Source organism: uncultured Sphingomonas sp., from assembly GCF_913777625.1.
Taxonomy (GTDB): Bacteria; Pseudomonadota; Alphaproteobacteria; order Sphingomonadales; family Sphingomonadaceae; genus Sphingomonas.
On record NZ_CAJYTI010000027.1, the window covers coordinates 107,907 to 131,681 of the forward strand.

At 67.0% G+C, this 23,775-nt stretch carries 20 protein-coding genes; 12 read left to right on the plus strand and 8 right to left on the minus strand.

What is annotated here, in order from left to right; genetic code table 11:
• Nucleotide 1: 1 nt before the first annotated feature.
• The 4 genes from QZ814_RS14565 to QZ814_RS14580 all read right to left on the minus strand — a co-directional run bounded on the left by QZ814_RS14565 (nucleotide 2) and on the right by QZ814_RS14580 (nucleotide 6,355).
• Nucleotides 2–355: a response regulator gene (locus QZ814_RS14565; RefSeq protein WP_294333565.1), complete on the minus strand. Its 354-nt coding sequence runs from the start codon at nucleotides 353–355 to the stop codon at nucleotides 2–4.
• Nucleotides 324–3,770 (minus strand): chemotaxis protein CheB, encoded by a 3,447-nt coding sequence (locus QZ814_RS14570; protein WP_294333568.1) that lies wholly within the window; start codon nucleotides 3,768–3,770, stop codon nucleotides 324–326. The genes QZ814_RS14565 and QZ814_RS14570 overlap by 32 nt, the downstream gene beginning before the upstream one ends.
• The gene (locus tag QZ814_RS14575) at nucleotides 3,767–4,324 is read right to left on the minus strand and encodes a PAS domain-containing protein (protein WP_294333570.1); all 558 of its coding nucleotides are present in this window, start codon (nucleotides 4,322–4,324) and stop codon (nucleotides 3,767–3,769) included. Before QZ814_RS14575 ends, QZ814_RS14570 begins: the two co-directional genes overlap by 4 nt.
• A 135-nt stretch (nucleotides 4,325–4,459) precedes the next feature.
• Complete coding sequence (locus QZ814_RS14580; RefSeq protein ID WP_294333573.1) at nucleotides 4,460–6,355, minus strand: NPCBM/NEW2 domain-containing protein; 1,896 nt, start codon at nucleotides 6,353–6,355, stop codon at nucleotides 4,460–4,462.
• 116 nt (nucleotides 6,356–6,471) lie between these two features.
• Between QZ814_RS14580 and QZ814_RS14585 the strand changes: the two genes are divergently transcribed.
• On the plus strand, nucleotides 6,472–7,998 hold the full coding sequence (locus tag QZ814_RS14585) for a tryptophan halogenase family protein (protein ID WP_294333576.1): 1,527 nt from the start codon (nucleotides 6,472–6,474) through the stop codon (nucleotides 7,996–7,998).
• A gap of 3 nt (nucleotides 7,999–8,001) precedes the next feature.
• Here the strand turns inward: QZ814_RS14585 and QZ814_RS14590 are convergent, their stop codons facing one another.
• Complete coding sequence (locus QZ814_RS14590; protein ID WP_294333578.1) at nucleotides 8,002–9,366, minus strand: cation:proton antiporter; 1,365 nt, start codon at nucleotides 9,364–9,366, stop codon at nucleotides 8,002–8,004.
• A 197-nt stretch (nucleotides 9,367–9,563) separates the two neighbouring features.
• On the opposite strand from QZ814_RS14590, the gene QZ814_RS14595 reads away from it, so the two are divergent.
• The 5 genes from QZ814_RS14595 (at nucleotide 9,564) to QZ814_RS14615 (ending at nucleotide 13,842) form a co-directional block, all read left to right on the plus strand.
• Nucleotides 9,564–9,782 (plus strand): type II toxin-antitoxin system Phd/YefM family antitoxin, encoded by a 219-nt coding sequence (locus QZ814_RS14595; protein ID WP_294333582.1) that lies wholly within the window; start codon nucleotides 9,564–9,566, stop codon nucleotides 9,780–9,782.
• Nucleotides 9,783–10,271: a PIN domain-containing protein gene (locus QZ814_RS14600; RefSeq protein WP_294333585.1), complete on the plus strand. Its 489-nt coding sequence runs from the start codon at nucleotides 9,783–9,785 to the stop codon at nucleotides 10,269–10,271.
• Between the two features lie 51 nt (nucleotides 10,272–10,322).
• Nucleotides 10,323–10,571, plus strand: a complete 249-nt coding sequence (locus tag QZ814_RS14605; protein ID WP_294333589.1) for a glutaredoxin domain-containing protein — start codon at nucleotides 10,323–10,325, stop codon at nucleotides 10,569–10,571.
• A gap of 156 nt (nucleotides 10,572–10,727) precedes the next feature.
• Nucleotides 10,728–11,003, plus strand: a complete 276-nt coding sequence (locus QZ814_RS14610; RefSeq protein ID WP_294333590.1) for a hypothetical protein — start codon at nucleotides 10,728–10,730, stop codon at nucleotides 11,001–11,003.
• A gap of 370 nt (nucleotides 11,004–11,373) precedes the next feature.
• Nucleotides 11,374–13,842 carry a TonB-dependent receptor gene (locus QZ814_RS14615; protein ID WP_294333592.1) on the plus strand — a complete coding sequence of 823 codons (2,469 nt, stop codon included), beginning with the start codon at nucleotides 11,374–11,376 and terminating at the stop codon, nucleotides 13,840–13,842.
• A gap of 58 nt (nucleotides 13,843–13,900) precedes the next feature.
• Here the strand turns inward: QZ814_RS14615 and QZ814_RS14620 are convergent, their stop codons facing one another.
• On the minus strand, nucleotides 13,901–15,970 hold the full coding sequence (locus QZ814_RS14620; RefSeq protein ID WP_294333594.1) for a M13-type metalloendopeptidase: 2,070 nt from the start codon (nucleotides 15,968–15,970) through the stop codon (nucleotides 13,901–13,903).
• Nucleotides 15,971–16,113: 143 nt separating this feature from the next.
• Between QZ814_RS14620 and QZ814_RS14625 the strand changes: the two genes are divergently transcribed.
• Complete coding sequence (locus QZ814_RS14625) at nucleotides 16,114–16,503, plus strand: DUF4440 domain-containing protein (protein WP_294333596.1); 390 nt, start codon at nucleotides 16,114–16,116, stop codon at nucleotides 16,501–16,503.
• A gap of 19 nt (nucleotides 16,504–16,522) precedes the next feature.
• Here QZ814_RS14625 and QZ814_RS14630 read toward each other — a convergent pair whose 3' ends face one another.
• Nucleotides 16,523–17,470 carry an NAD-dependent epimerase/dehydratase family protein gene (locus QZ814_RS14630; RefSeq protein ID WP_294333598.1) on the minus strand — a complete coding sequence of 316 codons (948 nt, stop codon included), beginning with the start codon at nucleotides 17,468–17,470 and terminating at the stop codon, nucleotides 16,523–16,525.
• 89 nt (nucleotides 17,471–17,559) lie between these two features.
• Between QZ814_RS14630 and QZ814_RS14635 the strand changes: the two genes are divergently transcribed.
• The 5 genes from QZ814_RS14635 to QZ814_RS14655 all read left to right on the plus strand — a co-directional run bounded on the left by QZ814_RS14635 (nucleotide 17,560) and on the right by QZ814_RS14655 (nucleotide 23,273).
• Nucleotides 17,560–18,456, plus strand: coding sequence for a LysR family transcriptional regulator (locus tag QZ814_RS14635; RefSeq protein WP_294333601.1), 897 nt, complete (start codon nucleotides 17,560–17,562; stop codon nucleotides 18,454–18,456).
• A gap of 73 nt (nucleotides 18,457–18,529) precedes the next feature.
• Nucleotides 18,530–18,706, plus strand: coding sequence for a hypothetical protein (locus QZ814_RS14640; RefSeq protein WP_294333603.1), 177 nt, complete (start codon nucleotides 18,530–18,532; stop codon nucleotides 18,704–18,706).
• A gap of 93 nt (nucleotides 18,707–18,799) precedes the next feature.
• Nucleotides 18,800–21,211, plus strand: coding sequence for a TonB-dependent receptor (locus tag QZ814_RS14645; RefSeq protein ID WP_294333606.1), 2,412 nt, complete (start codon nucleotides 18,800–18,802; stop codon nucleotides 21,209–21,211).
• Between the two features lie 202 nt (nucleotides 21,212–21,413).
• On the plus strand, nucleotides 21,414–22,832 hold the full coding sequence (locus QZ814_RS14650; protein ID WP_126002919.1) for an ISNCY family transposase: 1,419 nt from the start codon (nucleotides 21,414–21,416) through the stop codon (nucleotides 22,830–22,832).
• Nucleotides 22,833–23,096: 264 nt separating this feature from the next.
• Nucleotides 23,097–23,273, plus strand: a complete 177-nt coding sequence (locus QZ814_RS14655; protein WP_294333609.1) for a hypothetical protein — start codon at nucleotides 23,097–23,099, stop codon at nucleotides 23,271–23,273.
• Between the two features lie 239 nt (nucleotides 23,274–23,512).
• Here QZ814_RS14655 and QZ814_RS14660 read toward each other — a convergent pair.
• Nucleotides 23,513–23,775: hypothetical protein (locus tag QZ814_RS14660; protein WP_294272499.1), on the minus strand; the 263-nt coding region annotated here is incomplete at its 5' end.

Genomic DNA, 23,775 nt, shown 5'->3' on the forward strand with positions numbered 1-23,775 from the left:
CTCAGCTGGCCAGCGCACCTTCGACCGCGGCGCGCAGCGCGCTGGGCGAGCAGGGCTTGGAGCAGACCACCGCCTGCGGATAACGGCCGCGCAGCGAAGTTGCGTCGGCATGGCCCGAATGGAAGATGATCGGCACGCCCGCGTCGCGAAGGACATCGGCCGCTGGAAACACTTCGCCGTCGGTCAGCCGTACGTCGAGGATCGCGCAGCAGGGCAGGTGATGGGCCACCGCCTCGAGCGCCTCGGCGACGGACATATAGGGCCCATCCACCGCGAAGCCGGCTTCTTCCACCACGTCCTGCACGTCCAGCGCCACGAACAGCTCATCCTCGATGAGCATCACCGTCTTCGTCATTCGCAAGCACTTTCGCAGGCAGATGTATCTGGATGGCGAAGGTGCGATCCTCCGCCGTGCGGGTTACCGAAACGCCCAGCTGGCGCGACGAGGTTTGTACCAGAATCGTGCCGAAGCCGGTGCCCGATTCCACCGAAACGGGCCGGTCTCCCGTTTCCCGCCAGTCGAGGCGAACCCCGTCGGGCACCCGCCGCCACGCCACATCGAGTTCGCCCGATGCAGGTCCCAGCGCGCCATATTTGACCGAGTTCGTCGCCCATTCGTGGAGCATCAACGCAAGCGGCGACAAACAGGTCCGATGAATCTTTACGCTAGGGCCATCAATCTGGATCGCCGCATGGTCCCGATACGGCGCGAGCGTCGCCTCGACCAGTTCGGCAAGGTCGATCGACTGCAGTGCGCCCGCCGGCGAGGCGAGCGAATGGGCGCGGCCGAGTGCGGCGATCCGCTCGCGCATGTCGTTGGCGAAGCGGTGTACATCGTCATGGCTGCGGGCGCCGGCCGAGATCATGCCGCTGATGATCGCGAACAGGTTCTTCACCCGGTGGTTCATCTCACGCAGCATCAGCTCGCGCGTTTCCGCTAACGCATATTCGGGCGTGACGTCGATCGACACGCCGACCAGCCGGCGCGGCTCTGCACCGTCGACCATCCGCCCGAAGGTCTTGATGCGGCGGACGTCGTCGCCTTCCAGAATGCGGTAGCTGATCTCCAGGTCGCCGCCCTCGGCGATCACGCGGGCGAGTTCGGCATCGAACCTCGGACGGTCGTCGGGATGCAGCCGCTCCAGCCGGGCCGCCGGATCGTTCGAGGCGATGTCCGCGCCGATGCCCAGGATTGCGCGGGCATGGTCATCGACCAGCGTCTCGCCCGTGTCGACGCGATACTCCCACACGGCGATGCCGCCTGCGCGGATCGCCATGTCGAGCCGTTCGCGCTCGGCCGCCAGTGCGCGCTCGAGCGACAGGGCATCCGTGATGTCGGTCAGCACCAGCGTCGCGCCGTCGGTGGTGCCGTTCTGCGCCCGGTAGGGCAGGGTACGCATCGAGAGCGTGCGGCTGCCGTCCTGGGTGCTGACGCGCCGCTGGAGTGGGCCCTCGCCGGCGATCACCGCGCGTGCGTCGGCAAGATAGTCGGTACCGGAAAGCCGGCTGGCGACGTCGGCGAGCGGCCGTCCGCGATCGCTCGCCTGGAGCGGGAACAGCGCCGTCGTCGCCTCGGTGAAGCTGCGGATGCGCAGATCGGCATCGAGCACCACCACCGCGAGGTCGGTCGATTCGAAGAAGTTGCGCAGGTCCGAATTGGCGACGGTCAGCTGGTCGACCTTGCTCTTCAGCTCGTCGTTGACGGTGGACAGCTCCTCGTTGGTCGACTGGAGCTCCTCGTTCATCGACATCATTTCTTCGTTGGAGCTCTTCAGCTCCTCGTTCGCCGTCTCCAGTTCCTCGACGGTGGTGCGAAGCCGGTGACGGGTGACGCGCAGCTCGTCTTCCAGCGCATCGAGATGATCGTCGCCGGCATCGAGTTCGGCGGCATCTTCGTCCAGCGCGGGGCGGAACGGCGCGGTTTCGCGGAACACGAACAGCAGCGTGCCGTCCGACAGCGGATCGCACACCACGTCGATCTGCTGGGTGCCATATTCGGATTCGACCGCCACGTCGCGCGCGACCACCCGCTTGCGCTGGTCGCGCGCGGCGCGCAGCAGCGGTCCCAGCACGTTGCGCAGGCCCGGGCGCGCCAGACCGATCGCACTCGACCCGCCGGTGCGCGTTACCGGAAAGTCGAAATAGCGGCCGAGCCTGCCATAGGCGGCGATGATCACGCCTTCCTGGTCGAGCACGAGACTGGCGGGCGCGTAGCGATCGATCAGGCGGCGGACCGCCGCGGTTTCCTCGGCACTGACCCGACCGGATTGGCGCGCATGGCGGTCCTCGCGGGGGCTGCGCCCGCGCGCGCTCCCCGGCAGGTCGATCGGATAGTTGGGCGCCCCCGGCGAACGCTGGAAGATTCGCGCCTGATGGTCGAGCGCGGGGAAGAGATGATCGAACCGGCCGATGCTCTCCGACGGGCCGAGGAACAGATAGCCTTCGGGCCGGATCGCATAGTGGAGCAGCGGCATCACTGATTGCTGGAGGCGATCGTCGAAATAGATCAGCAGGTTGCGGCACGAGACCAGGTCGATCCGCGAAAAAGGCGGATCCTTGACCAGGCTGTGGTTGGAAAAGCGGATCATGTCGCGGATCTGCGGCACGATCTGGAACCGCTCGGCATGCGGCAGCGTGTAGCGTTCGCGCATCGCCGGCGGCAGGTCGACCAGCGCGGAGGCGGGGTAGACGCCGTTGCGCGCGATCTGCAGCATCTGCTCGTCGATGTCGGTGGCGAAGATCTGCACGCCGGTCGCGGGCATGGCGAGCTTGCGTGCCGCCTCGGCGAACAGCATCGCGATGCTGTAGGCTTCCTCGCCCGAGGAGCAGCCGGGGATCCAGACGCGGATATCCTCCTCGCCGGTCCAGCTGCGCATCAGCGGCTCCACCACTTGGGTGCGGAGGCGATCGAACAGATCGGCGTCGCGGAAGAAGCGCGTGACGTTGATCAGCAGGTCGCGGAACAGCGCCTCGCATTCGTCGGCGTCGGACTTGGCGCGGGCGAGATAGGCGCGGCCGCTCGTCATGCCGAGCACGTGCATCCGCCGTTCGATCCGGCGCACCAGCGTGGTGCGCTTGTAGCCGGAAAAATCGTGGCCTACCGCGGTCCGCAGCACCTTGCACAGCTCGTCGACATGGTCGGCGACCAGCGACGCTTCGTGCTGCTGCTCCCCGTCGACGCTGCGATGGAAGAAGGCGTGCAGGCAGTCGATCATCTCGCCCGGCGCCTTGACGAAGTCGACCAGGCCGGTGCCCACGGCCGAAAGCGGCATCCCGTCATAGCGCGCGCTTTCCGGGGTCTGGACGAGGCAGACGCCGCCATGTTCCTTCACCGCGCGCAGGCCGATCGTGCCGTCGGCGCCGGTGCCGGAGAGGATCACGCAGGCGGCATTGCCCTGCTGGTCGGCGGCGAGCGACAGGAAGAAATCGTCGATCGGGCGGCGCAGCCCGCGTGGCTGGGCGAAGTCGGTGAGCTCCAGCGTGCCGCCGCGGATTGCCAGGCCGTGGCCCGGCGGGATGATATACACCGTGTCCGGTGCGATCTGTTCACCGCCTTCGCACTGGAGCACTTCCAGGCTGGTCTGGCGATCGAGCAGCTGCGCCAGCATGCTCTCATGGTTCGGATCGAGGTGCTGGACGATCACGAAGGCCATGCCGGTCGGTGCACGGGCGGCCGCCAGCATCTCGCGCAGCGCCTCCAGGCCGCCGGCGGAGGCACCGATGCCCACCACGGGCAAGGTGCTCGTCTTGGCGTCGAACGGCGCGTTCACAGGAAGCTGCTCGAATCGAGATCGGCGAGCGTCATCTTCGCCTGGGCGATTGTCGCGGCGGTGTTGGCGATGGTGATCAGCGTGCCTTCCACCGCGATCCCGCTCTCGGCGACCACCGGCGCGAGCCGGGCGATCGTCTGCCCCAGTGCCGCGTCATAGTCCGCCAGCAGCTCGGGCTGGGTGCGGCTGACGTCGAACTGCGAGGCGAAGATATAGCGCACCTCGCCGGCGAGCGCGCGCAGCTTGGACATGTAGAGCAGGTTGACGAACGGCGTGCCGTCCTTGCGGAAGTTGACGATCGCGGTCCGCACGCTCGCCTGGGCATCGTCGCCGAGAAAGGCATGAATGCGGGCCCGCGCTTTCTGATTGTCGCTGTCGCCTTGCAGGAAGCGGCAATTCTGGCCGACGATATCGCTCGTGGCGTAGCCGGTCAGATCGCGAAACCGCTTGTTGGTCAGCAGCAGCGGATGATCGCCAGACGCCTCGCCGAGCGACAGCGCGACGGGTGAGCTCTCGAAATAATCGCGGAGCGCGGGGGGGAGGTGCGGGGTCATGTCTGCTTGGGCCTCGATAGGGAAGCAGAACGACCTGTCCCGTAAACTGATCCAAGATAGGCGCGGTTTGGCCGCGAAACAACCGACTTCGATCGGCGAGTAGACGCTAGCCGATTGATTTCGCGGGCGTTCCGATCATCGGTGGAAGGCGGCGTCGCCCCAGGCCAGTGGCAGCCGCTCGTTCACTGCGCCCGGCGCGCGGGCGACCAGTTCGACGATCTTCACGCCGCGCACGTCCGCCGTGATCGGTCTGGCCGGCATGCCCCGGTGCATCGGTCCGCTGGTGGCCAGCAGGCGTCGGTCGCCATAGATGGCGAAGGTCACGCCGCCGGCGGCATCGGTCGCCGAATCGTCGACACCCACGGAAGCGGTGAGCTGGCGATAGCGGGCATTGCGCACCTCGAGCCGCGAATTGGCGAGCACGCCCAGCCCTGCGGTGAAATGGCGGCCCGCCACGGCGAGTTCCCGGCCATAGGGCGTGCTGTCCGCCTGCGCGCCGCCCCAGCCGCCATAGAGCGGCCGCTGCCCGGCGCCGCGCGTGCCGGTCCAGGCGACGACGGCGCGGTGGATCGACGGATCGGCCATCGGCACGGTCACGCCGTCCACCGCCGGATTCACGCTGCCGGGGAGTTCGGACAGGTAGAAGCCGTCGGCGAGCACGCGGCTGCCCTGCACGCGGAACACCAGGGTTTCGTGCGGTGCGAGCGCGAACTTGCGCTCCTTGCGGAAGCTGGACCTGGCGCCCGTCCAGAGGTCGGTCAGCGCCACATCCGCATCGTCGCGCAGCTTGATATGCTGGGCGGTGAGGATCGCCTCGGTCGGGGCGGCGGTGCGGTTGACCAGCGCGACTGCCTTGTCGCCGTCCGCCAGCGTCTTCACCAGGATCTGGAAATCGTCGCTGTCGAAGGCGAGCACGGCCTGGTTGCCGGCGGGGTCCTGATCGATCGCGATCAGCGCGGCGTTGCCGAAGATGTCCATCAGCGACTGCGGCGTGGTGCGAAGGTCCGCGCCGATCAGCAGGGGTGCGGAGACCATTGCCCAGAGCGCGAAGTGCGAGCGCGCTTCGGTGAGGTGGTCGGCATCGAATTCGCCCTTGCCGATGAACAGCATGTCGGGATCGTTCCAGGAGCCGGGATGCGCGTAGAGCGGCCGCCGCGCGGCGGTGTCGAAATTGGTGAGCAGCCGCGTCCAGTGCGGGGTGATGTCGTCGCTGGTGCGCGAGATGTTGCCGACGTCCTTGGCCCAGCTGCGCACATCGGCCGAGCCCCAGATGCACAGCGACAGGAGATAGTCGCCGTCCGGATCGGCGCGGACCAATGCCGCCTTCACCTGGGTGAACATTGCCCGGACCGCCGGGATGTTCGAACGGTTGATGCTGTCCAGGTCGAGGATCGGCGCCAGCGCGCGATAGCGGCCGGCGCGGACCAGCGGGCTGTCCTCGCCATAGGCGCGCAGGCCGCAGCCGTCGATCTTGACGTAATCGAAGCCCCATTCGCCGAAATAGAGCGCGATATCCTGGTCGATATGGCCGTAGAGGCCCACTTCGCGCTCGAGCACGCTGCCGCGCGGCAGGTTGGGCTCGTTGGGGCCATAGGCCTGGGCGCAGGTGTTGCGGCCGAGATCGGTGTAGATGCCGGCCTTCAGCCCCATTGCGTGAAGCCGATCGGTGAACGGCTTGAACGAGGTTGCGCCGCCCGGCGTGGCGGCGGAGGGAAACTTGTCCGCCCGCACCAGCATGCGGCCGTCGGCGCGGCGATGGTCCCACCAGCCCTCGTCGAGATTGATGTAGCGATAGCCCTTGGCCGCGAGCCCGGTGTCGACGATCTTCTGCGCCGAGGCGAGCACCTTCTCCTCGTCGACATCGGTGGCGAAGGCGTTCCAGCTGTTCCAGCCCATCGGCGGGGTGGGCGCGCGGCCATCGGTGTTGGCCGACCATCGGCCGGTGGGGGCGAGCGGATCGCGCGGAGCGGCCTGCAGGCTCGCCGATGCCAGCAGCAGCGCCGCCATGCCTGCCAACGTCCTGATCGCCATGCACCCTGCTCCCGTTATTATTTGTCGGACTAACCGGGGTGGCGGGTGGGAGGCAACTGCTTTCGGTGACCCTACGACCATTGCCCCGGCCGCGCCGGCGCCGTAGCAAGGAGCCCATGAACCCCGAGCGGCGGATCCTGATCCTGGGCGGCGGCACCGCGGGCTGGCTGACTGCGGCCTATCTCGCCCGCTATCTCGACATCGCCCATCAGGCACGCTTCGCGATCACCGTGCTGGAATCGCCCGCGCTCGGCATCGTCGGCGTTGGGGAGGGCGGCTTCCCGACGATCCGCGAGACGCTGCAGTTCCTCGGAATCGACGAGCGGGCGTTCGTGCGCACCGCCAGCGCAACCTTCAAGCAGGGCATCCGCTTCGACGACTGGCTGCATGCGCCCCGCGCCGACGGTACGCGCCACCAGTTCCTCCACCCGTTCGAGGCGCCGTTCCACACCGAAGGCGCCGGGCTGGTGCCCTATTGGCTGCTCCAGCCCGAGGCGACGCGCGCGCCCTTCGCCGAGGCGATGACCATCCAGAACCGCGTCGCCGCGCGCGGCCGCGCCCCCAAGCGCGCCGAGGAGGCGGGGTTCGGGGGCCCGCTCACCTATGCCTATCATTTCGATGCGGTGCGGCTGGCGCAGCTGCTGCGCGACCGGGCGATCGAACTCGGTGTCACCCATCTCGAAGACGAGGCGTTCGACGCGCATGTCGATGCCGTGGGCGCGATCGACTGGATCGAGACGCGCGAGCATGGCGGCCTCACTGCCGATCTCTACATCGATTGCTCGGGGTTCGAGGCGGCGCTGATCGGCAAGGCGCTGGGCGCGCCCTTCACCTCGGTGCGGCACCAGCTGTTCACCGACCGTGCGCTGGCCTGCAAGCTGCCCCATGTAGACCCCGAGGCGCCGATCGCGACCACCACGGTTGCCGCTGCGCACGAAGCCGGCTGGACCTGGGACATCGGGCTGCAGCATGCGCGTGGCATCGGCTGCGTTTATTCTTCGGCCCATCTCGACGATGCGCGGGCGGCGGAGATCCTTGACGCGCATCTCGGCGGCGCGGCGCACGAGGCGCGGCTGATCCGCTTCGAGCCAGGCTATCGGCGCACGCCCTGGGTGAAGAACTGCGTCGCGGTGGGCCTGTCGGGCGGGTTTCTCGAGCCGCTCGAAGCGACGGGCGTGGTGCTGATCGAAGCGGCCGCGGCGATGATCGCCGAGCTGTTTCCCCATGCCGGCCCGGTCGATTCGCCGGCCGCGCGGTTCAACGCGCTGATGACCGCGCGCTACGAGCGGATCGTCGACTTCCTCAAGCTCCATTACTGCCTGAGCCGGCGCGAGGAGCCCTTCTGGCAGGACAATCGCGATCCCGCCTCGATCCCGGACACGCTCAAGGCGCTGCTCGATCAGTGGCGCCACCGCCCGCCGAGCCGGTTCGACTTCCTGCTCGACGTCGAGAGCTTCGCCTTCTTCAACTATCAGTACATCCTTTACGGGATGGACTTCCGCACCGATCTGTCCGGCGCGCGTGCGGGCTTCCCGCATGCCGAAGCGGCCGAGCGCCAGTTCGCCCGCATCCGCAGCTTCGGCGATCAGGCAGTGGCGGATCTGCCCGGCCACCGCGAGCTGATCCGCCAGCTGGTCGGCTGAGCGTCAGACGGTCGCGAGCTGGCCGTCGATCGCTTCCAGCTCGCCACTCTCGCGCGCCTTGCGGCCATAGACCGCCTCGAACAGCGGAGTCGCCATCACTGTGGTGACGATCGCCATCAGCACCAGCATCGAGAAAAGCGTCGGGCCGATGATGCCCTTCTGCAGCCCGATATTGATGATGATGAGCTCCATGAGCCCGCGCGAATTCATCAGCGCGCCGATGCCGAGCGCGGTGCGATTGTCCTCGCCGGCCACCCGCGCCGCCGCCCAGCAGGCGCCGAACTTGGCGAGCACCGACACTGCCAGGATGCCCAGCGCGATCAGCAGCAGCGCCGGCGAATTGACCATGTCCATCCGCGTGTTCAGCCCCGAATAGGTGAAGAACATCGGCAGCAGGAGCACGACCGCGAGCGGCTCCACCTTGCGCTTGAGTTCGGTGACGAACAGCCCGCGCGGCATGCACACGCCCATCAGGAAGCCACCGAAGATCGCATGGATGCCGATCGCGTCCATGAAGAAGGCGGACATGCAGAACAGCATCATGGTGACCGCCAGCATGGCAGTGCTCATCTCGCCGCGCGCCTCGACGATGCGGCCGAGCGGTGCGAGCAGGCGTCGGCCGAACAGCAGCATGAAGCCGGCATAGAGCAGCGCCCCGCCGATCGCGAGCACCGCCACCCCGGCACCGGCACCGAAGGTGGCCAGCACCAGCGCCAGCACGCACCACGAGGCGGCATCGTCGAACGCGCCTGCGGTCAGCGACAGCGTGCCGAGCGCCGAATTGGCAAGGCCGCGCTCGTTGATGATGCGCGCCAGCATCGGGAAGGCGGTGAGCGCGATGCACGCGCCCATGAACAGCGTGGCATTGGCCTGGCTGATGCCGGCGGTGAACAGCCCCGGCACGGTCAGCAGATAGGGGGTGATCAGTGCCGCGAGCAGGAACGGTGCGGCGATCCCGGCGGCGGAGACCCCCGCTGCGCTCTTCGCCTTGGACTTGAAATGGTCGAGCCGCAGCGTCAGTCCGACCATGAACATGTAGAGCCCGACGCCTAGCTGCGCGCCGGCATAGAGGACACTGCGTGTTTCCCTGGGGAAAATCGCCAGCTGCAGATCGGGGAAGAACAGGCCGAGCAGCGAGGGGCCGAGCACCACGCCCGCGATCATCTCGCCGACCACCTGCGGCTGCTTCAGGAACTTCTGCCCCGCCCAGCCGACGACGCGGCAGGCGAGCAGGATGATCGCCAGCTGCAGGAAGAAGTGGATGCTGAAATCGCCTGGCGCATAGGTCTTGGCGGCGTGCACGGCCGGGCCGTGCGGGTTCAGGACATCGGTGAGCGCGTGCCAGGCGCCGATCAACAGCTCGTTCATGCAATTCCCCTCGTGCGCCCGGCATCTGCTGCGCCGGCGCGGGCCTCTAGGGAGCGCGTCGGCCGGGCTTCGACAAGGGGCGATGCGCGGCAGCCCTGCACTTTTCCAGGGCAGGCCGTCGAAGTGTTGCCGTGGCTCCACAAGGTAGGTACGTACCTACGCTATAGCGCTACCATTTCGGCATCGGAGCCCGGGTGATGAAGGTCCTCACCAGCCGCGAATTCAACCAGGACGTCAGCGCCGCGAAGCGATTCGCCCGGACCGAGCCGGTGTTCATCACCGATCGCGGCAAGCCCACCCATGTGCTGATGAGCATCGCCAGCTTCCGCGCCTTCAGCGGCGAGCGCGAAAGCATCGTCGATGCGCTGGCGGCGGCGCCGCCGTTCGACGTCGATCTTCAGCCGGGCCGCTGGTGAATGTACCTGCTCGATACCGCCGTGCTGCTCGATCTGCGCAAGGCACGCAGCGGCGGCGCAGATCCGAAGCTTGCCGCCTGGGCAGGCGGGGTGGACCGCGAGCAGCTGTTCGTATCGACGCTGGCGCTGGCCGAGATCGAGGCGCTTGCCGCACAGGCGCCGCGCGGGGAGGGCGCGAGTGCGATCCGCCGATGGATCGACGACCAGCTCGTTCCCGCGTTCGGCGCGCATCTCCTCCCGGTGGACGTCGCGGTAGCGCGGCGACGGGGGCAGCTGGGGCTGGTCAGCGATCGCCACGCGCTGATGGCGGCCACCGCGCTCGAGCACGCGCTGACGCTCGTCACCTATGATTCCGCCGCCTATCGCGGCGTTCGGCTGAAGCTGTTCGACCCGCGGCGGTACGACCCGGAGGAGAGTGTGGACGATTGGCGGGCTGCCGCCCAGCGGAGCGGCCCGCTCTGGTTCCGCAACCTGTTCCTGCGCAGCTGAGGCCGTGCAACCGGCGCGGCCGCCAAGCATTTGCCTTCCAAGGGGATTTGCATGGCGGACGAGAAGCAGGCGACCCTATACCGGATGGAGCTCCCGGACCATGTCTGCCCGCTCGGGCTTCGCGCCCGCGACCTGCTGCTCGAGCGCGGCTACCGGATCGACGACCGCGTCCTGCGCACGCGCGACGCGGTGGAGGCGGTGAAGGACGAGTTCGGCGTCGCCACCATCCCGGTGATCTTCCTCGGCGACGAGCGCGTCGACGGCGCCGATGCGCTCGAACATGCCCTTGCCACGCGCTAGGCGGTTCTCCGAGGAAGCGATTGTCGCGTCCGATGCTTTCTTGGGGGATCTGCCGGCATGCTCGGTTCACCTCACCCGCGTTACTGCGTCGGAACAAAGCGGCATGTCGTTGATTTTCGCTCGCAACGTTTCTCGACTGTACCAACGTAAAGGGCAATGACGATGAAGAAGATGCTCGTGCTCGGCGCCGCTGCCGGCCTTATCGCGCTTTCGGCGTGCAACAATACCCCGCGCGAACAGGCGGCCGACAATATCGAGGCGAACGCCGACGCGCGCGCCGACAACATCGAAGCGATGGCCAGCAACGCCACCACCGATGCGGCGAAGGACAACCTGGAAAACAAGGCGGATGCCGTTCGCGACCAGGGCAAGGCGGAAGCCAAGGACATGCGCACGCACGACGCGGACACCAATCTGCACAACGGCATGTAATTGCCGCGCACACGTCCGCCGTAGCCGCGGACATCTGCGACCGGGAAGGCGCTCGCTTCGGCGGGCGCCTTTTTGCGTGCGCCAGCGGATCTGCCCGCTTTCCCTTTGGGACAGGCCGGCGGCCAGTCGGCAACGGCGCGGGGAAAGAACAGTGCCGCAGGGGAACACCGATCTATCAGTGACTTGTAAAATATACTCCGAGATAAGGTCTGGAACTGCGCGTCCGTGACGAACCCGGAGCATAGGTTGTAAAGCGTTCCGCAAAAGTACCTAAGTTTCCCCCACATGCAAAAGCTCGAATATAGTGAATATGAGCGCTCTCATCAAAGAGAGCATGATTGGGAGGAAAGCGGTGAGTATCGATCCCCGTATGATCCGTAGCGGACGCATGGCCCTGATCGGCGCGCTGTTGGTGTCAACTTCCGCGCCGGCGTTCGCGCAGGAGGAGCACAAGAAGGCGGAGGCCGAAAACTCCGCAGAGATCGTCGTCACTGCCGTCGCGCGCGGCCGGGATCGTCTCGATAGCGCCATTTCCACCAGCTCGCTCAAGAGCGACGACATCCAGAAGGCAGCGCCGCGATCGGTCGCGGAGATTTTCCGCAGTCTGCCGGGCATCCGTTCGGAAAGCTCGGGCGGCGAGGGCAATGCCAATATCTCGATCCGAGGCCTACCGATCGCGTCGGGCGGCGCCAAGTTCCTGCAGTTGCAGGAAGACGGGCTGCCCGTGCTCGAGTTCGGCGACATCACCTTCGGTAACGCAGACATCTTCCTGCGCGCGGACCTGAACCTGGCACAGGTGGAGTCGATCCGCGGTGGCTCGGCCTCCACCTTCGCGTCGAACTCGCCCGGCGGCGTGATCAACATGATTTCGAAGACCGGCGAGACCGAAGGCGGCGCGGTGCAGGCGAGCACCGGTCTCGACTACAAGGACTATCGCCTCGACTTCGATTACGGCGCGAAGCTCACCGACAGCGTGCGCTTCCACATGGGCGGCTTCTACCGCCAGGGCACCGGCCCGCGCCGCATCGGCTATGACGGCAACAAGGGCGGCCAGTTCAAGTTCAACGTCACCAAGGAATTCACCGGCGGGCATATCCGCCTCTACGGCAAGTTCCTCGACGATAGCGCCGTCGGCTATCTGCCGATGCCGGTGCGCGTGAGCGGCACCAACGCCAACCCGGTCTATCAGGATCTGGCCAGTTTCCGCTCGAACCGCGACCAGCTGCTGACGCCAAACTTCACCCGCAACGTGACGCTGGACGGCAACAACAATCTGGTGACCGACGACGTCCGCGACGGCCAGCACCCGCTGGTCAAGGCGATCGGGTTCGAGGCGGAGACGCTGCTCGCCGGCTGGACGGTGACCGATCGCTTCCGCTTCTCCGACATCTCCGGTCGGTTCATCTCGAACTTCCCGGCCAATGTCGATGCTGCCGGCACCATCGCCACGGCGATGGGCGGGGCGGGGGCGACGCTCTCCTATGCCAACGGCCCCAATGCGGGTCAAGCGATCACCAATCCGGCTGCGTTGAACGGCAACGGCCTGCTCGCGCAGCTCGTGGTATTCGACACCAAGCTCAACAGCCTCAACAACGTCACCAACGATCTGCGCGCCAGCCGAGTCTATGAGCTCGGCCGCGGCAAGCTCACCGCCACCGCCGGCTTCTACAAGTCGCGCCAGACGATCGATACCGACTGGCTATGGACCTCCATCCTGATGGATGTGCGCGGCGGCGGCCAGGCAGCGCTGGTCAATGTGCGCCGCGCCGGCGGCACGGCCGTCACGCAGGACGGGTTCTACGGCTATGGCGCGGCCTATTTCGGCGGATGCTGTCGGCGCAGTTACCGCGTCGACTACAATGTCAACGCGCCCTTCGCCTCGCTCAACTACCAGCAGGGGAAGATCTCGGTCGGCGCCAGCCTCCGCTACGACTTCGGCGACGCGGGCGGCTCGATCGCCGGTGCTGATCTCGGCGGGAACCGGGTGGGCACGACCAGCCGCGACATCAACGGCGACGGGGTGATCTCCGATGCGGAGACGCGGGTGGCGGTGATCCCGCTCACCAGCCCGGCCCCGGTCAACTACAGCTATCATTACTGGAGCTATTCGACCGGCATCAACTACCGCTTCGTCGACTATATGTCGGTCTTCGCCCGCTACAGCCGCGGCGCACGCGCCAATGCCGATCGTCTGCTGTTCGGCCCTGCAGTCAGCACCACCGACGGCCATCTGGTCAGCCGTTCGGCGGCGGTCGATTTCGTCAACCAGGCCGAGCTGGGCGCTAAATATCGCCGCGGCGGGCTGACGCTCAACCTCACCGGTTTCTGGGCGCGCACCGAGGAGCAGAATTACGAGGCGACGCGCCAGGTGTTCATCGATCGCACCTACCGCGCCTACGGCCTCGAATTTGACGGCGGCTATCGCAACGGCCCGTTCAGCCTGATGACCGGCGCCACCTGGACCCATTCGCGGATCGTTGCGGACGCGCTGAACCCCGGCGTGGTCGGCAACACCCCGCGGCGCCAGGCGCAGCTGATCTTCCAGGCGACCCCGCAAGTTGACATCGGCCGCGCCGCCATCGGCGCCAACATCGTCGGCACGACGAGCAGCTATGCGCAGGACAACAATCAGCTGAAGCTGCCGGGCTTCACCCAGGTCAACGCCTTCGCCCAGTTCCGGCCGATGCCGAAGCTGCTGGTGTCGCTCAACGCCAATAACCTCTTCAACGTCCGCGGCTTTACCGAGGCGGAAGAGGGGGCGATCCCGGCCAACGGCATCGTCCGTGCCCGCTCGATCAATGGCCGCACTATCAGCACCTCGGTGCGGATCGACTTCTAATACCCCCCGCAGCCTCGCGGCCGGGAGCACGCCCTGCTCCCGGCCGCATTTTTTTGGCTTACCAGATCCGGACGCGATCCTCGGGCGCCACATACTGCTTCTGGCTGGGATCGATGTTCCACGCCGCATACCAGGCGTCGACATTGCGCAGCGGGTTGACCGCGCGGATCTGGCCCGGCGAATGCGGATCGCTGATCAGCTGCTGACGCAGCGCTTCGGTGCGGAACAGCGTCCGCCACACCTGGCCCCAGCCGAGGAAGAAGCGCTGGTCGCCGGTGAACCCGTCGAGTACCGGTGCCGGCTTGCCGCCGAGCGAAGCGTGATAGGCGTCGAGCGCGATCATCACGCCGCCGAGATCGCCGATATTTTCACCCATCGAGGCACGGCCGTTGATATGCACGCCGGGCAGGCCCTCGAAGCTATAGGCCTCGTACTGGGCGCCCAGCCGCACCGCCTGGGCTTCGAACTTGGTCGCGTCCTCGGGCGTCCACCAGTCGCGCAGCACGCCGTTGCCGTCGGACTTGCGGCCTTGATCGTCGAAGCCGTGGCTGATTTCGTGGCCGATCACGCCGCCGATGCCGCCATAATTGACCGCGTCGTCGGCCTTGGGATCGAAGAAGGGCGGCTGCAGGATCGCCGCCGGGAACACGATCTCGTTCTTGACCGAGTTGTAGTACGCGTTGACCGTCTGCGGCGTCATGCCCCATTCGGCCTTGTCGACCGGGCCGCCCAGCCGGTTGCGGCGATAGTCCCATTCGAAGCGGCCGGCGCGCTCGGCATTGCCGACCAGGTCGCCCGCGCGCACCTCCAGCTTGCTGTAATCGCGCCACTTGCTCGGATAGCCGACCTTGACGGTGAAGCCCTGCAGCTTGGCGAGCGCCTGCTCCTTGGTCGCCGGGCTCATCCAGGCGAGGTTCTTGATGCGGCCGGCGAGCGCCACGCGCAGGTTCCCGACCAGCACGTCCATCTTCGCCTTGCTCTCGGGCGGAAAGTAGAGCGCGACATAATCGCGGCCGACGCCTTCGCCGATCGCGCGTTCGGTGAACGAGACGGCGCGCTTCCAGCGCTCGCGCTCCTGCGGCTGGCCGTTGAGGAACTTCGAGCGGAAATCGAACTGGGCGGTGGCGAAGCGCTTCGACAGCATCGGCGCGATGTCGTCGGCGATGCGGAAGGCCTGCCAGGCCTTGAGCGTATCGAGATCGGTATCGGCGAAGACCTGCGCGATCTTCGGCACCGCGCTGTTCTGCGCGACGATCACCCGCGTCGCCTTGGACAGGCCCGCCGCCGGCCAGAAGGCATCCCAGGCAAAGCCCGGGGCCTGCGCCTTGAGCTCGGCGAGGCTCACCGGGTTGTAGGTCTTGTCGCGGTCGCGGCTCTGCGCGCGGGTCCAGTGCGCCTCGGCGATCCGCGTTTCCATCGCCACCACCTTGGCGGCGGCGCCCGCCGGATCGTCCCAGCCCGCCATGCCGAGCAGCTGGGCGACATAGTCGCGGTAGCGGGCCAGCTGGGGCGCGAACTTGGGATCGAGATACAGGTCGCGGTCGCCCAGGCCCAGGCCGGACTGGCGCAGGCTGAGCGCATAGACATCGGGCTGCTTGGGATCGTCGCTCACGCCCACCCCGAAGAAGCTGGCGCCGAACCCGCCGAATGACTTGCCCATCAGCTGGGCGAGCTCGGCGCGGGTCTTGGCGGCCTTCACCGGCACCAGGCGCTGGACCAGCGGCTGGGCGTCGAGCTTCTCGATCGCGGCCTCATCGAGGAAGTCGCGATAGAGGATCGCGGCCTTGCGGCGATCGGGGTTGGCGACGTCGGTCGGGCTATAGCCTTCGATCAGGCTGCGCAGTCGGGCTTCGGAGAGATCGCGCAGGACGATGAAGGCGCCGTACGTGGAGCGGTCGTCGGGAATCTTGGTGCGATCGGTCCAGCTGCCGTTGACGAAGCGGTACCAGTCGTCGCCCGGCTTTACGCTGCGGTCCATGCCGGCGATGTCGAAGCCCCAGCTGCCATAGCGGGTAGCCTCGGCGCTCGGCGCGGCGGGGGCGGTCTGCTGGGGCTTGCGGCTGAGCGCCGGGGCGGCGATCGCCGCAATCGACAGGGTAGAGGCCAGAAGGACGTGCTTGAGCTGCAAGGAGGGTCTCCGGATCAGGCATTTAGCCAAGGATACGCGCACTCTACACGGCGCGGCAGACCTGGCAATCCACCGCGCGATACCCTCTTTTCGACGCGAGCGTGCAGCTTCACGGCGCCGGGTACGCCGGGTAGAGGAGGCGCATGCAGGCCTCTCCCGAACTCGCCATCCGCATGGCGCGCGCCGCCTTCAACCGCGCGCTTGCCGCTGCCGATCTCGCCGCGATCGGTCCCTTGCTCGGCGCCGACGTGGTGCTGGTTGCGGGCACCGACAGCGCGGTGATCCAGGGACGCAAGGCGCAGCTGCTTGCCTGGAAGCGCGAATTTGCCGCGCGCGACCGTACCGTCTACACCCGCCTGCCGGACACGATCCTGGTATCGCCCGTGGCGCCGATCGCATTCGAGCATGGCCGGTGGGAAGGCGCGTCGGCCGGCGGCGGGGCGGTGCAGGCGAGCGGAAGCTACACCGCCAAGTGGCGGGAGATCGACGGCAGCTGGGTGATCGAAGCCGAACTCTACCTCACGCTCGCCTGATCGCCTGATCGCCAGGGCGTCAGCGGCAGCCCAGGCCGGACAGCGTCGTTGCGACTGCTTCGTCGAGCGGCGTGTGCGGTTCGGCGCCGAGCATCTCGACGAGCCGCTGGTTGGTCATTCGGAGCGGCAGCTGCCACAGATAGCGCATCTCCATCAGCTCGCGCGGGGTGGTGAGGAACAGCGCGGCCAGCCGCAGCTGCCACCAGGGCAGCGGGTGGATCGGCACGGCAGGATCGCCGAGCACCCGGGCAATCGTCTCCGCCATCTGCCGTCCATCGGCGTCCCAATGACCGGCCATGTGGTAGCTGGCGACGTCGGGCAAGGCGGGATGATCGAGCAGGCGCGCCATCGTCTCGGCGACATCGGGCAGATAGGCCCATTGATGGCCGACACCGCGCCGCCCCGGCACCCGGATCACCTTCGGGCGCGCGCCTGCGGTCACGAGCGCCTGGCTGAACCAGTTGTTGGCGGCATCGGCGCCGAAATAGTCGCCGGCGCGGACGATCAGCACCCTGGCCGGTCCTTCTTCGGCGGCCCGGGTCAGCCGCTGTTCGAGCGCGACCCGGATCGCGCCCTTGCGGGTGCGCGGGCGCTGCGGCGCGGCCTCGTCGATCACGGGGAAGGCATCGGGCCCATAATTATACACGGTGCCCGGCAGCACGATGCGCGCGCCCACCGCCTGTGCCGCGGCGATGCTGTTGTCGATCATCGGCAGCACCTGCGTCGCCCAGTTGCGATAGCCCGGCGGGTTCACCGCATGGACGATCACCGATACGCCCTGTGCCGCAGCCAGCACGGCGACCGGATCGAGCGCATCGCCCAGGATCTGCTCGCATCCTTCCAACAGCGGGGAGGGGCGGCGGGTCAGCGCCTTGACCTGCCAGCCGCCCGCCAGCAACCGCTGCCGCATCGCGCCGCCAATTCCGCCGGTTGCGCCCAGGATCAGGGCCGTTCGTGTCGTCGCCATCATCGCCTCCATTGCTTGTGGAGCGGTGATGCCGTGCGAGCAGACAAACGGAAATTGCCTATTGGCGGCGGGTCGTTATACGAAAATCGATGAGCAACGCGCCTAGCTGGGACGTCTATCGGAGCTTCGCGACGGTGCTGCGGACCGGTTCGCTGTCCGCGGCTTCGCGGGTGCTCGGCCTCACGCAGCCAAGCCTTGCGCGCCATGTCGATGCGCTGGAGGCCTGGATCGGCGCACCGTTGTTCGTCCGCTCGCAGCGCGGGCTGTCGCCGACCGACCGGGCGCTCGCGCTGCAACCCCATGCCGAAGCGCTGGTCGCGGCGGCGGATGCGCTTCAGCGTACCGCCCATGGCCGGCCCGATCTGCCGGAAGGGACTGTGCGGATCAGCGCCAGCCAGGCGGTGGGCGTGCTCCACCTCCCGACTATTCTCGCGTCTCTCCGCCAGGCGCATCCGGCGTTGCAGTTCGAACTTTCGCTGTCGGATGCGCTCGACGACCTTTTGCAGCGGCGCGCCGACATCGCCGTGCGGATGACCGAGCCGGTGCACCAGGCCCTGATCGCGCGATCGGTGGGGACGCTGCGGCTCGGCTTTCACGCCCACCGCGACTATCTCGCGCGCCGTGGCGAGCCCGCCACGCTGGCCGACCTCCACGGCCACGACCTGATCGGCTTCGATACCGAAACGCCGTTCATCCGCGCGGCGATGCGCCACCTGCCGGGGTTCGACCGCACGTCCTTCGCGCTTCGGGTGGATAATGACGCGGCGCAATTCGCAGCGGTTCGCGCGGGCTTCGGCATCGGCATCTGCCAGACGGTCGCCGCCCGACGAGACCCGGCGCTGGTGCGGATCCTCCCCGATGCGCTCGACCTGCCGCTGCCGGTGTGGGTGGTGATGCACGAAGATCTGCGCCACGGCGCCCGCTACCGCGCCGTCTTCGACGCGCTGGCAACGGCGCTCGGCGCGATCGCCGGAGGGCGAAGCTAGGACAGGGAACGAAACCTGTGGCGCGCCGGTTGGAGTCCAATACACCCCGCAGCAGCGGGACGGGAGATCCGCCATGCCCAGTTCCCGTATCTTTTTCGAACGCCGCGCCCAGGAAGAGCGCGCCCGCGCGGCCGCTTGCGGCAACCCGGTGGTCGCCGCCGCCTTCCGACGGCGCGCCGAAGCCTTTCAGCGCCGCGCCAACGCACAGGTAGAGGACACGTTCGAGCTCGGTTGCAGCAACCGACTATAGGCGCTTTCCCCCGGCGAACCTTTTCTTTCCTGCAATCCTACGTCGAAGCTGGGAATTGTCGGCTCGATCGAGACAAGAACATAGGGGGTTTCTATGCGTCCATTTCGTACCGCACTGTTGATCGCGGCGTCCGCCGGTGCGCTGGCCTCGGCCGACGCCCAGGCGCAGCAGACCGCCGAGCCTGCACCGCAGGCAGAGGCAGACACCAATGCCGGTGTCAGCGAGATCGTCGTCACCGGCACGCGGACGGAAGGGCGTTCGCGGCTCGACACCGCCTCGCCCGTCGACGTGCTGAGCAGCCAGGCGCTTTCCCGCCAAGGCACCACCGAGCTGGCCGCCGCAGTCGCGACCGTCGCGCCGTCGATCGACTTCCCGCGCCCCTCGGCTACCGACGGCACCGACGCCATCCGCCCCGCCACGCTGCGCGGCCTGTCGCCCGACCAGGTGCTGGTGCTGGTCAACGGCGTGCGGGTGAACAGCTCGGCGCTGCTCAACGTCAACGGTTCGGTCGGGCGCGGCTCGGCGGCGGTCGACCTCAACACCATCCCCACCGCGGCGCTGGAGCGGATCGAGGTGCTGCGCGACGGTGCCTCGGCGCAATATGGCTCGGACGCGATCGCCGGCGTGATCAACCTGCGCCTGCGCGAGGCGCGCTCCGGCGGCGCAGCGTCGGCGACCTACGGCATCTATCACACCGACATCAACACCGCGCGCGGCAGTCGCAGCACCACCGGCGAGCCGACCTTCACCGCCTCCGCCTGGCAGGGCTTCGGCCTGGGATCGGATGGGTTCGTCACGATCACCGGCGAATATGTGAACCGCAAGCCGACCAACCGCGCCGACTTCGATCCGCGCGTGACGCCGACCCAGGTGACCGGCCGCTTCGGCGATCCGCAGGTCGAGCAATATACCGGCACGATCAATGCCGGGAAGGGCATCGGCGGCGGCTTCAGCCTCTATGGCTGGGGCAGCTATCAGGATCGCGACACCCGCAGCGCGGCGTTTCCGCGCCTGGCAAGTGCTACGACGACGCTGGTCGGCTATCCGAACGGCTTCCTGCCGATCATCAACACCAAGTCGACCAATGCCGTGGGGGCGGTGGGCGTGAAGGGCGATGTCGGGGCGTGGGGCGTCGATCTGCACGTCGGCTATGGCCGCAACAAGATTGCCTATCGCACCCGCAACTCCGCCAATTATGCGTACGGCGCGGCGAGCCCGAAGAATTTCTACGATGGCGCGGTGATCTTCGACCAGTGGGTCGCGGGGCTCGACGTGCGGCGCAAGTTCGATGTGCTCCAGTCGCTCAATCTCGCTTTCGGTGCCGAGGGGCGCCGCGAGGGCTACAGGATCACCCCGGGCGAGCGCGCCTCCTACGACGTTCCGGAGACCGGGGCGGTCGCCGGGCAGTCGCCGGGCGCGCAAGGCTTTGGCGGCTTCGCGCCGGTCAACGCCATCCAGCGGTCGCGGCGGAGCATTTCCGGCTATGTCGATCTCGAAGCACAGGTAACGCAGGCGCTCCTCGTCGACGTCGCGGTGCGCGGCGAGCATTATTCGGACTTCGGCGACACCGCCAACGGCAAGCTCTCCGCCCGCTACGACATCGCCAAGTGGTTTGCGCTGCGCGGCACGGTCTCGACCGGCTTCCGCGCGCCCAGCCTGCAGCAGCAATATTTCACCTCGGTCGCGCAGGTCATCCAGAACGGCACGCCGATCCTCACCGGCACCTTCCCCTCGACCGCGCCGGTGGCGGCGGCGCTCGGCGGCAAGCCGCTGCAGCCGGAAAAGTCGACCAATATCTCGCTCGGCACGGTACTCCGTGCCGGTGGCTTCGACCTCAGCGTCGATGCCTATGAGATCCGCCTGCGCGACCAGCTGGCGCTGTCGGAGAACATCCAGTCGAGCTTCAGCCCGCAGGTCGCGGCGATCCTCGCGCCGTTCAACGTGCCCTCGGCGCGCTTCTTCATCAACGGCCTGCGCTCGCGCACCCGCGGGATCGACGCGGTCGCGCATTACCGGATCGGCAACCCGGCCGATGCGGCGGGCGCGTTCGACCTGACGCTGGCAGGCAATGTCAACGAGATCGTCGTCACCCGCGTGCCGACCAGTACGGCGACGGTGAACCCGGCGCCAGTGCTGTTCGCGCGCAGCCGGGTGCTGACGATCGAGCAGGGCACACCGGGCGAGAAGGTGACGGGCACCATCGATTGGAGCAAGGGCTCGATCGGTCTGACGCTGCGCGGGACCTATTATGGCGACGTCAACCAGCCGGGTACCACGCCAGCGGCCGACGTCCACACCGGCCGGCATCTGATCAGCGACCTCGAACTGCGCTACCAGCCGCGCAAGGGCGCGCAGATCGCGATCGGTGCGAGCAACCTGTTCGACATCTATCCGGACCGCACGATCGCGGCAAACAACTCAACCGGCGTGGTGGGCTTCCCGTCCTATTCTCCGTTCGGCTTCAACGGCCGCTATCTGTACGCGCGGCTTGGCGTGAACTGGTAAGGGTGCCGGGGCGGGCCCCGCGGGGTCCGCCCCGTTCCCGCGCACGGGAAGTAATTTACATAACGCATATTATCGGTTCTACGCTCCTCGCGTAAATGTAAGCGCAACGTACAAATGTCACTCATCCGCCAGATAGAGATGTCACAATCTCTGGTCGGCGCCTTCCGAGTGGCATGCCGCCCGAGCAATTGGGGGCACGCTGATGACGGTGGTCGCGATGAGCCGGAGCGAGTTGTCACGGTACGAAACGCTGCAGCGGGTTGAGCGCGGCGAGATCACCGCAAGCGAGGCTGGCGAGCTGCTCAGGCTATGCCGGCGCCAAGTGTATCGGCTGCTCGACAGGTTCCGCACTGACGGCGCCGCTGGCCTGATATCCCGGAAGCGCGGTCGGCCGAGCAATCGCCGGTTGAGCGAAACCTACCGGAAGCAGATCCTCGGCATCGTCCGCGAGCGCTACGCCGATTTCGGCCCAACGCTGGCGGCCGAGTATCTCGCCGAGCGCCACGGCATCACGCTGTCGCACGAGACGCTGCGGCAGCTGATGATCGGCGCGGGCCTGTGGAAAGCCAAGGCCGCCAAGCGCGCCAGGCTCCACCAAACCCGCAACCGGCGCGAGCGCCGGGGCGAGCTCATCCAGGTCGATGGTTCGGATCATGACTGGTTCGAGGGTCGCGGGCCACGCTGCAGCCTGCTGGTCTATATCGACGATGCCACGAGCGAGCTGATGCACCTCGAGATGGCGGAAAGCGAGAGCGCCCTCTCCTACCTGCAGGCGACCCGGACCTATCTCGAGCGCCACGGCAAGCCGATCGCCTTCTATTCGGACAAGCACAGCGCCTTTCGGAACAACCGCGCGACTGCCGACAGCGACGGCATGTCGCACCTGGGCCGTGCGCTCGACAAGCTCGGCGTCGAGATCATCTGCGCCAACTCGCCGCAGGCCAAGGGGCGGGTCGAGCGGGCGAACAGCACGCTCCAGAACCGCCTCGTGAAAGCGATGCGGCTTGAAGGCATCTCCTCCATCGAAGAGGCCAACACCTTTCTCCCCTCTTACCTCCTGCGCCACAATGCTCAGTTCGCCTGCCCGCCTGCGGATCCTCGGGACGCGCATCGGCCGCTCGCCCCGCACGAGAACGTGGAAGCCGAGATGGTCTGGCGCGTCGAGCGCTCTGTCACCGGCGCTCTGGCGCTCCACTACAACAAGGCGATGTTCATCCTGGAGCCGACGCCCCTGGCGCGGACGCTGGCCCGAAAGCGCGTTCATGTCTGCGAGTATCCCGATGGCCGCATCGAGGTGCGGCACGGCGAAGTGGCACTGCCCTACCGCGTCTACGACAAGATGCAGCGGGTCAACCAAGCCGAGATCGTCGAGAACAAGCGGCTTGGCGCAGCCCTTGCCATGGCGCAGGCCTTGCAAAGCGCCAACCCGCACCACCGGCAGCGGAACAACAATGCGCCAGCTCGCAGCTCACAGTCGGTGGGCGTTTTCGCTACGCCGCGCGTGGCTCTGGATGACTGTCGATTGGGGAACGAGCCCCCAAAGCGACGGGGAAGACCGCCCCTCCCCCGCGTTAAGCGTCAGCTGGACACCGCCGCCGGGGAAAAGCAAACTGTCCGCTGATGATGGAAAAGCTGCCGGTCCGCTCCCGCCCCAGTTGCGGACATTTATAATTGACCAATGAAGCTCCTAAGCGACGCGCCAGCACCGTCGAAGCGGCTGCTGGTCTTCTAAGAGCTATCCGCAGGGCCCCACCTGGGCGACGAGGAGAAGCACTTGGCATTAGCGCTTTGGTCAAAGTGCAAGTCTTGTGACCGGAAGCAGCCACACGTTAAGCTTCCATATAGGCGCCCCCACCGATGCTTGGGCTCGAAGGGGAAGACGAGGATGCTGCAATCGGTATATGCTACGATCGTCATGGTGTTCGGCATCGCCGGCTTCGGAGTCATCGCGATTGCGGAAGCAACCGTTGCGCGGCGGGCGGAACAACGTCGTCATTTCTGGGCCGCTGGAGCGGCCGCGCTCCTAGCGTTGACCTGCATTTTCTACCTCGTGAAAGGCTAACCGCCCTCGCGCAGTTCGGCGAGGTATCGATCGCCTAGAGTCGGACAATATGGATGGGGAGCCGGGCTCCCAAGACCTGCCTTCGTTATGCATGATCTGTCCCGTTTCTCCGTCTCGAACAGGCTGTTTTGGGAAAGCGCAATCGGGAACAGGTTTTGGGAAACGCGGTTCCTTGGACGGCTCCCGCTGGGATTGCCGCCGCGACTGTCCCGCTACAGGTTCCTTTACGGGAACGCCGATCAGGCTCTGGTTAGCTCAGTTTTGCGCGTGATAGTCCAATGCTCCAGTCGTTTGTAGACGATCACCTTGTCGCCGATCAGATCTCCATGCCGGCGACAGAAGAGGTCGAGCTGATCGCGATCGCCGACCAGTTCGACACAGATCGTCAGATGCGGATCGGCAATTTCCGAGCCGTTCTCCCGGATCGGTTCGTGATTGCTGAAGCCGTAATGGGTATTTTGCGCGACGGCGTTGATGATGCCGTCCGCCTTCGCGGTGCGAA

Coding starts and splice junctions, on each gene's coding strand:
- QZ814_RS14650 (WP_126002919.1), top strand. CDS start 21,414: ATGACGGTGGTCGCGATGAGCCGGAGCGAGTTGTCACGGTACGAAACG.
- QZ814_RS14580 (WP_294333573.1), bottom strand. CDS start 6,355: ATGGCGATCAGGACGTTGGCAGGCATGGCGGCGCTGCTGCTGGCATCG.
- QZ814_RS14645 (WP_294333606.1), top strand. CDS start 18,800: ATGCGTCCATTTCGTACCGCACTGTTGATCGCGGCGTCCGCCGGTGCG.
- QZ814_RS14655 (WP_294333609.1), top strand. CDS start 23,097: ATGCTGCAATCGGTATATGCTACGATCGTCATGGTGTTCGGCATCGCC.
- QZ814_RS14565 (WP_294333565.1), bottom strand. CDS start 355: ATGACGAAGACGGTGATGCTCATCGAGGATGAGCTGTTCGTGGCGCTG.
- QZ814_RS14575 (WP_294333570.1), bottom strand. CDS start 4,324: ATGACCCCGCACCTCCCCCCCGCGCTCCGCGATTATTTCGAGAGCTCA.
- QZ814_RS14610 (WP_294333590.1), top strand. CDS start 10,728: ATGACGATGAAGAAGATGCTCGTGCTCGGCGCCGCTGCCGGCCTTATC.
- QZ814_RS14640 (WP_294333603.1), top strand. CDS start 18,530: ATGCCCAGTTCCCGTATCTTTTTCGAACGCCGCGCCCAGGAAGAGCGC.
- QZ814_RS14615 (WP_294333592.1), top strand. CDS start 11,374: ATGATCCGTAGCGGACGCATGGCCCTGATCGGCGCGCTGTTGGTGTCA.
- QZ814_RS14635 (WP_294333601.1), top strand. CDS start 17,560: ATGAGCAACGCGCCTAGCTGGGACGTCTATCGGAGCTTCGCGACGGTG.
- QZ814_RS14605 (WP_294333589.1), top strand. CDS start 10,323: ATGGCGGACGAGAAGCAGGCGACCCTATACCGGATGGAGCTCCCGGAC.
- QZ814_RS14590 (WP_294333578.1), bottom strand. CDS start 9,366: ATGAACGAGCTGTTGATCGGCGCCTGGCACGCGCTCACCGATGTCCTG.
- QZ814_RS14625 (WP_294333596.1), top strand. CDS start 16,114: ATGCAGGCCTCTCCCGAACTCGCCATCCGCATGGCGCGCGCCGCCTTC.
- QZ814_RS14600 (WP_294333585.1), top strand. CDS start 9,783: ATGTACCTGCTCGATACCGCCGTGCTGCTCGATCTGCGCAAGGCACGC.
- QZ814_RS14595 (WP_294333582.1), top strand. CDS start 9,564: ATGAAGGTCCTCACCAGCCGCGAATTCAACCAGGACGTCAGCGCCGCG.
- QZ814_RS14585 (WP_294333576.1), top strand. CDS start 6,472: ATGAACCCCGAGCGGCGGATCCTGATCCTGGGCGGCGGCACCGCGGGC.
- QZ814_RS14630 (WP_294333598.1), bottom strand. CDS start 17,470: ATGGCGACGACACGAACGGCCCTGATCCTGGGCGCAACCGGCGGAATT.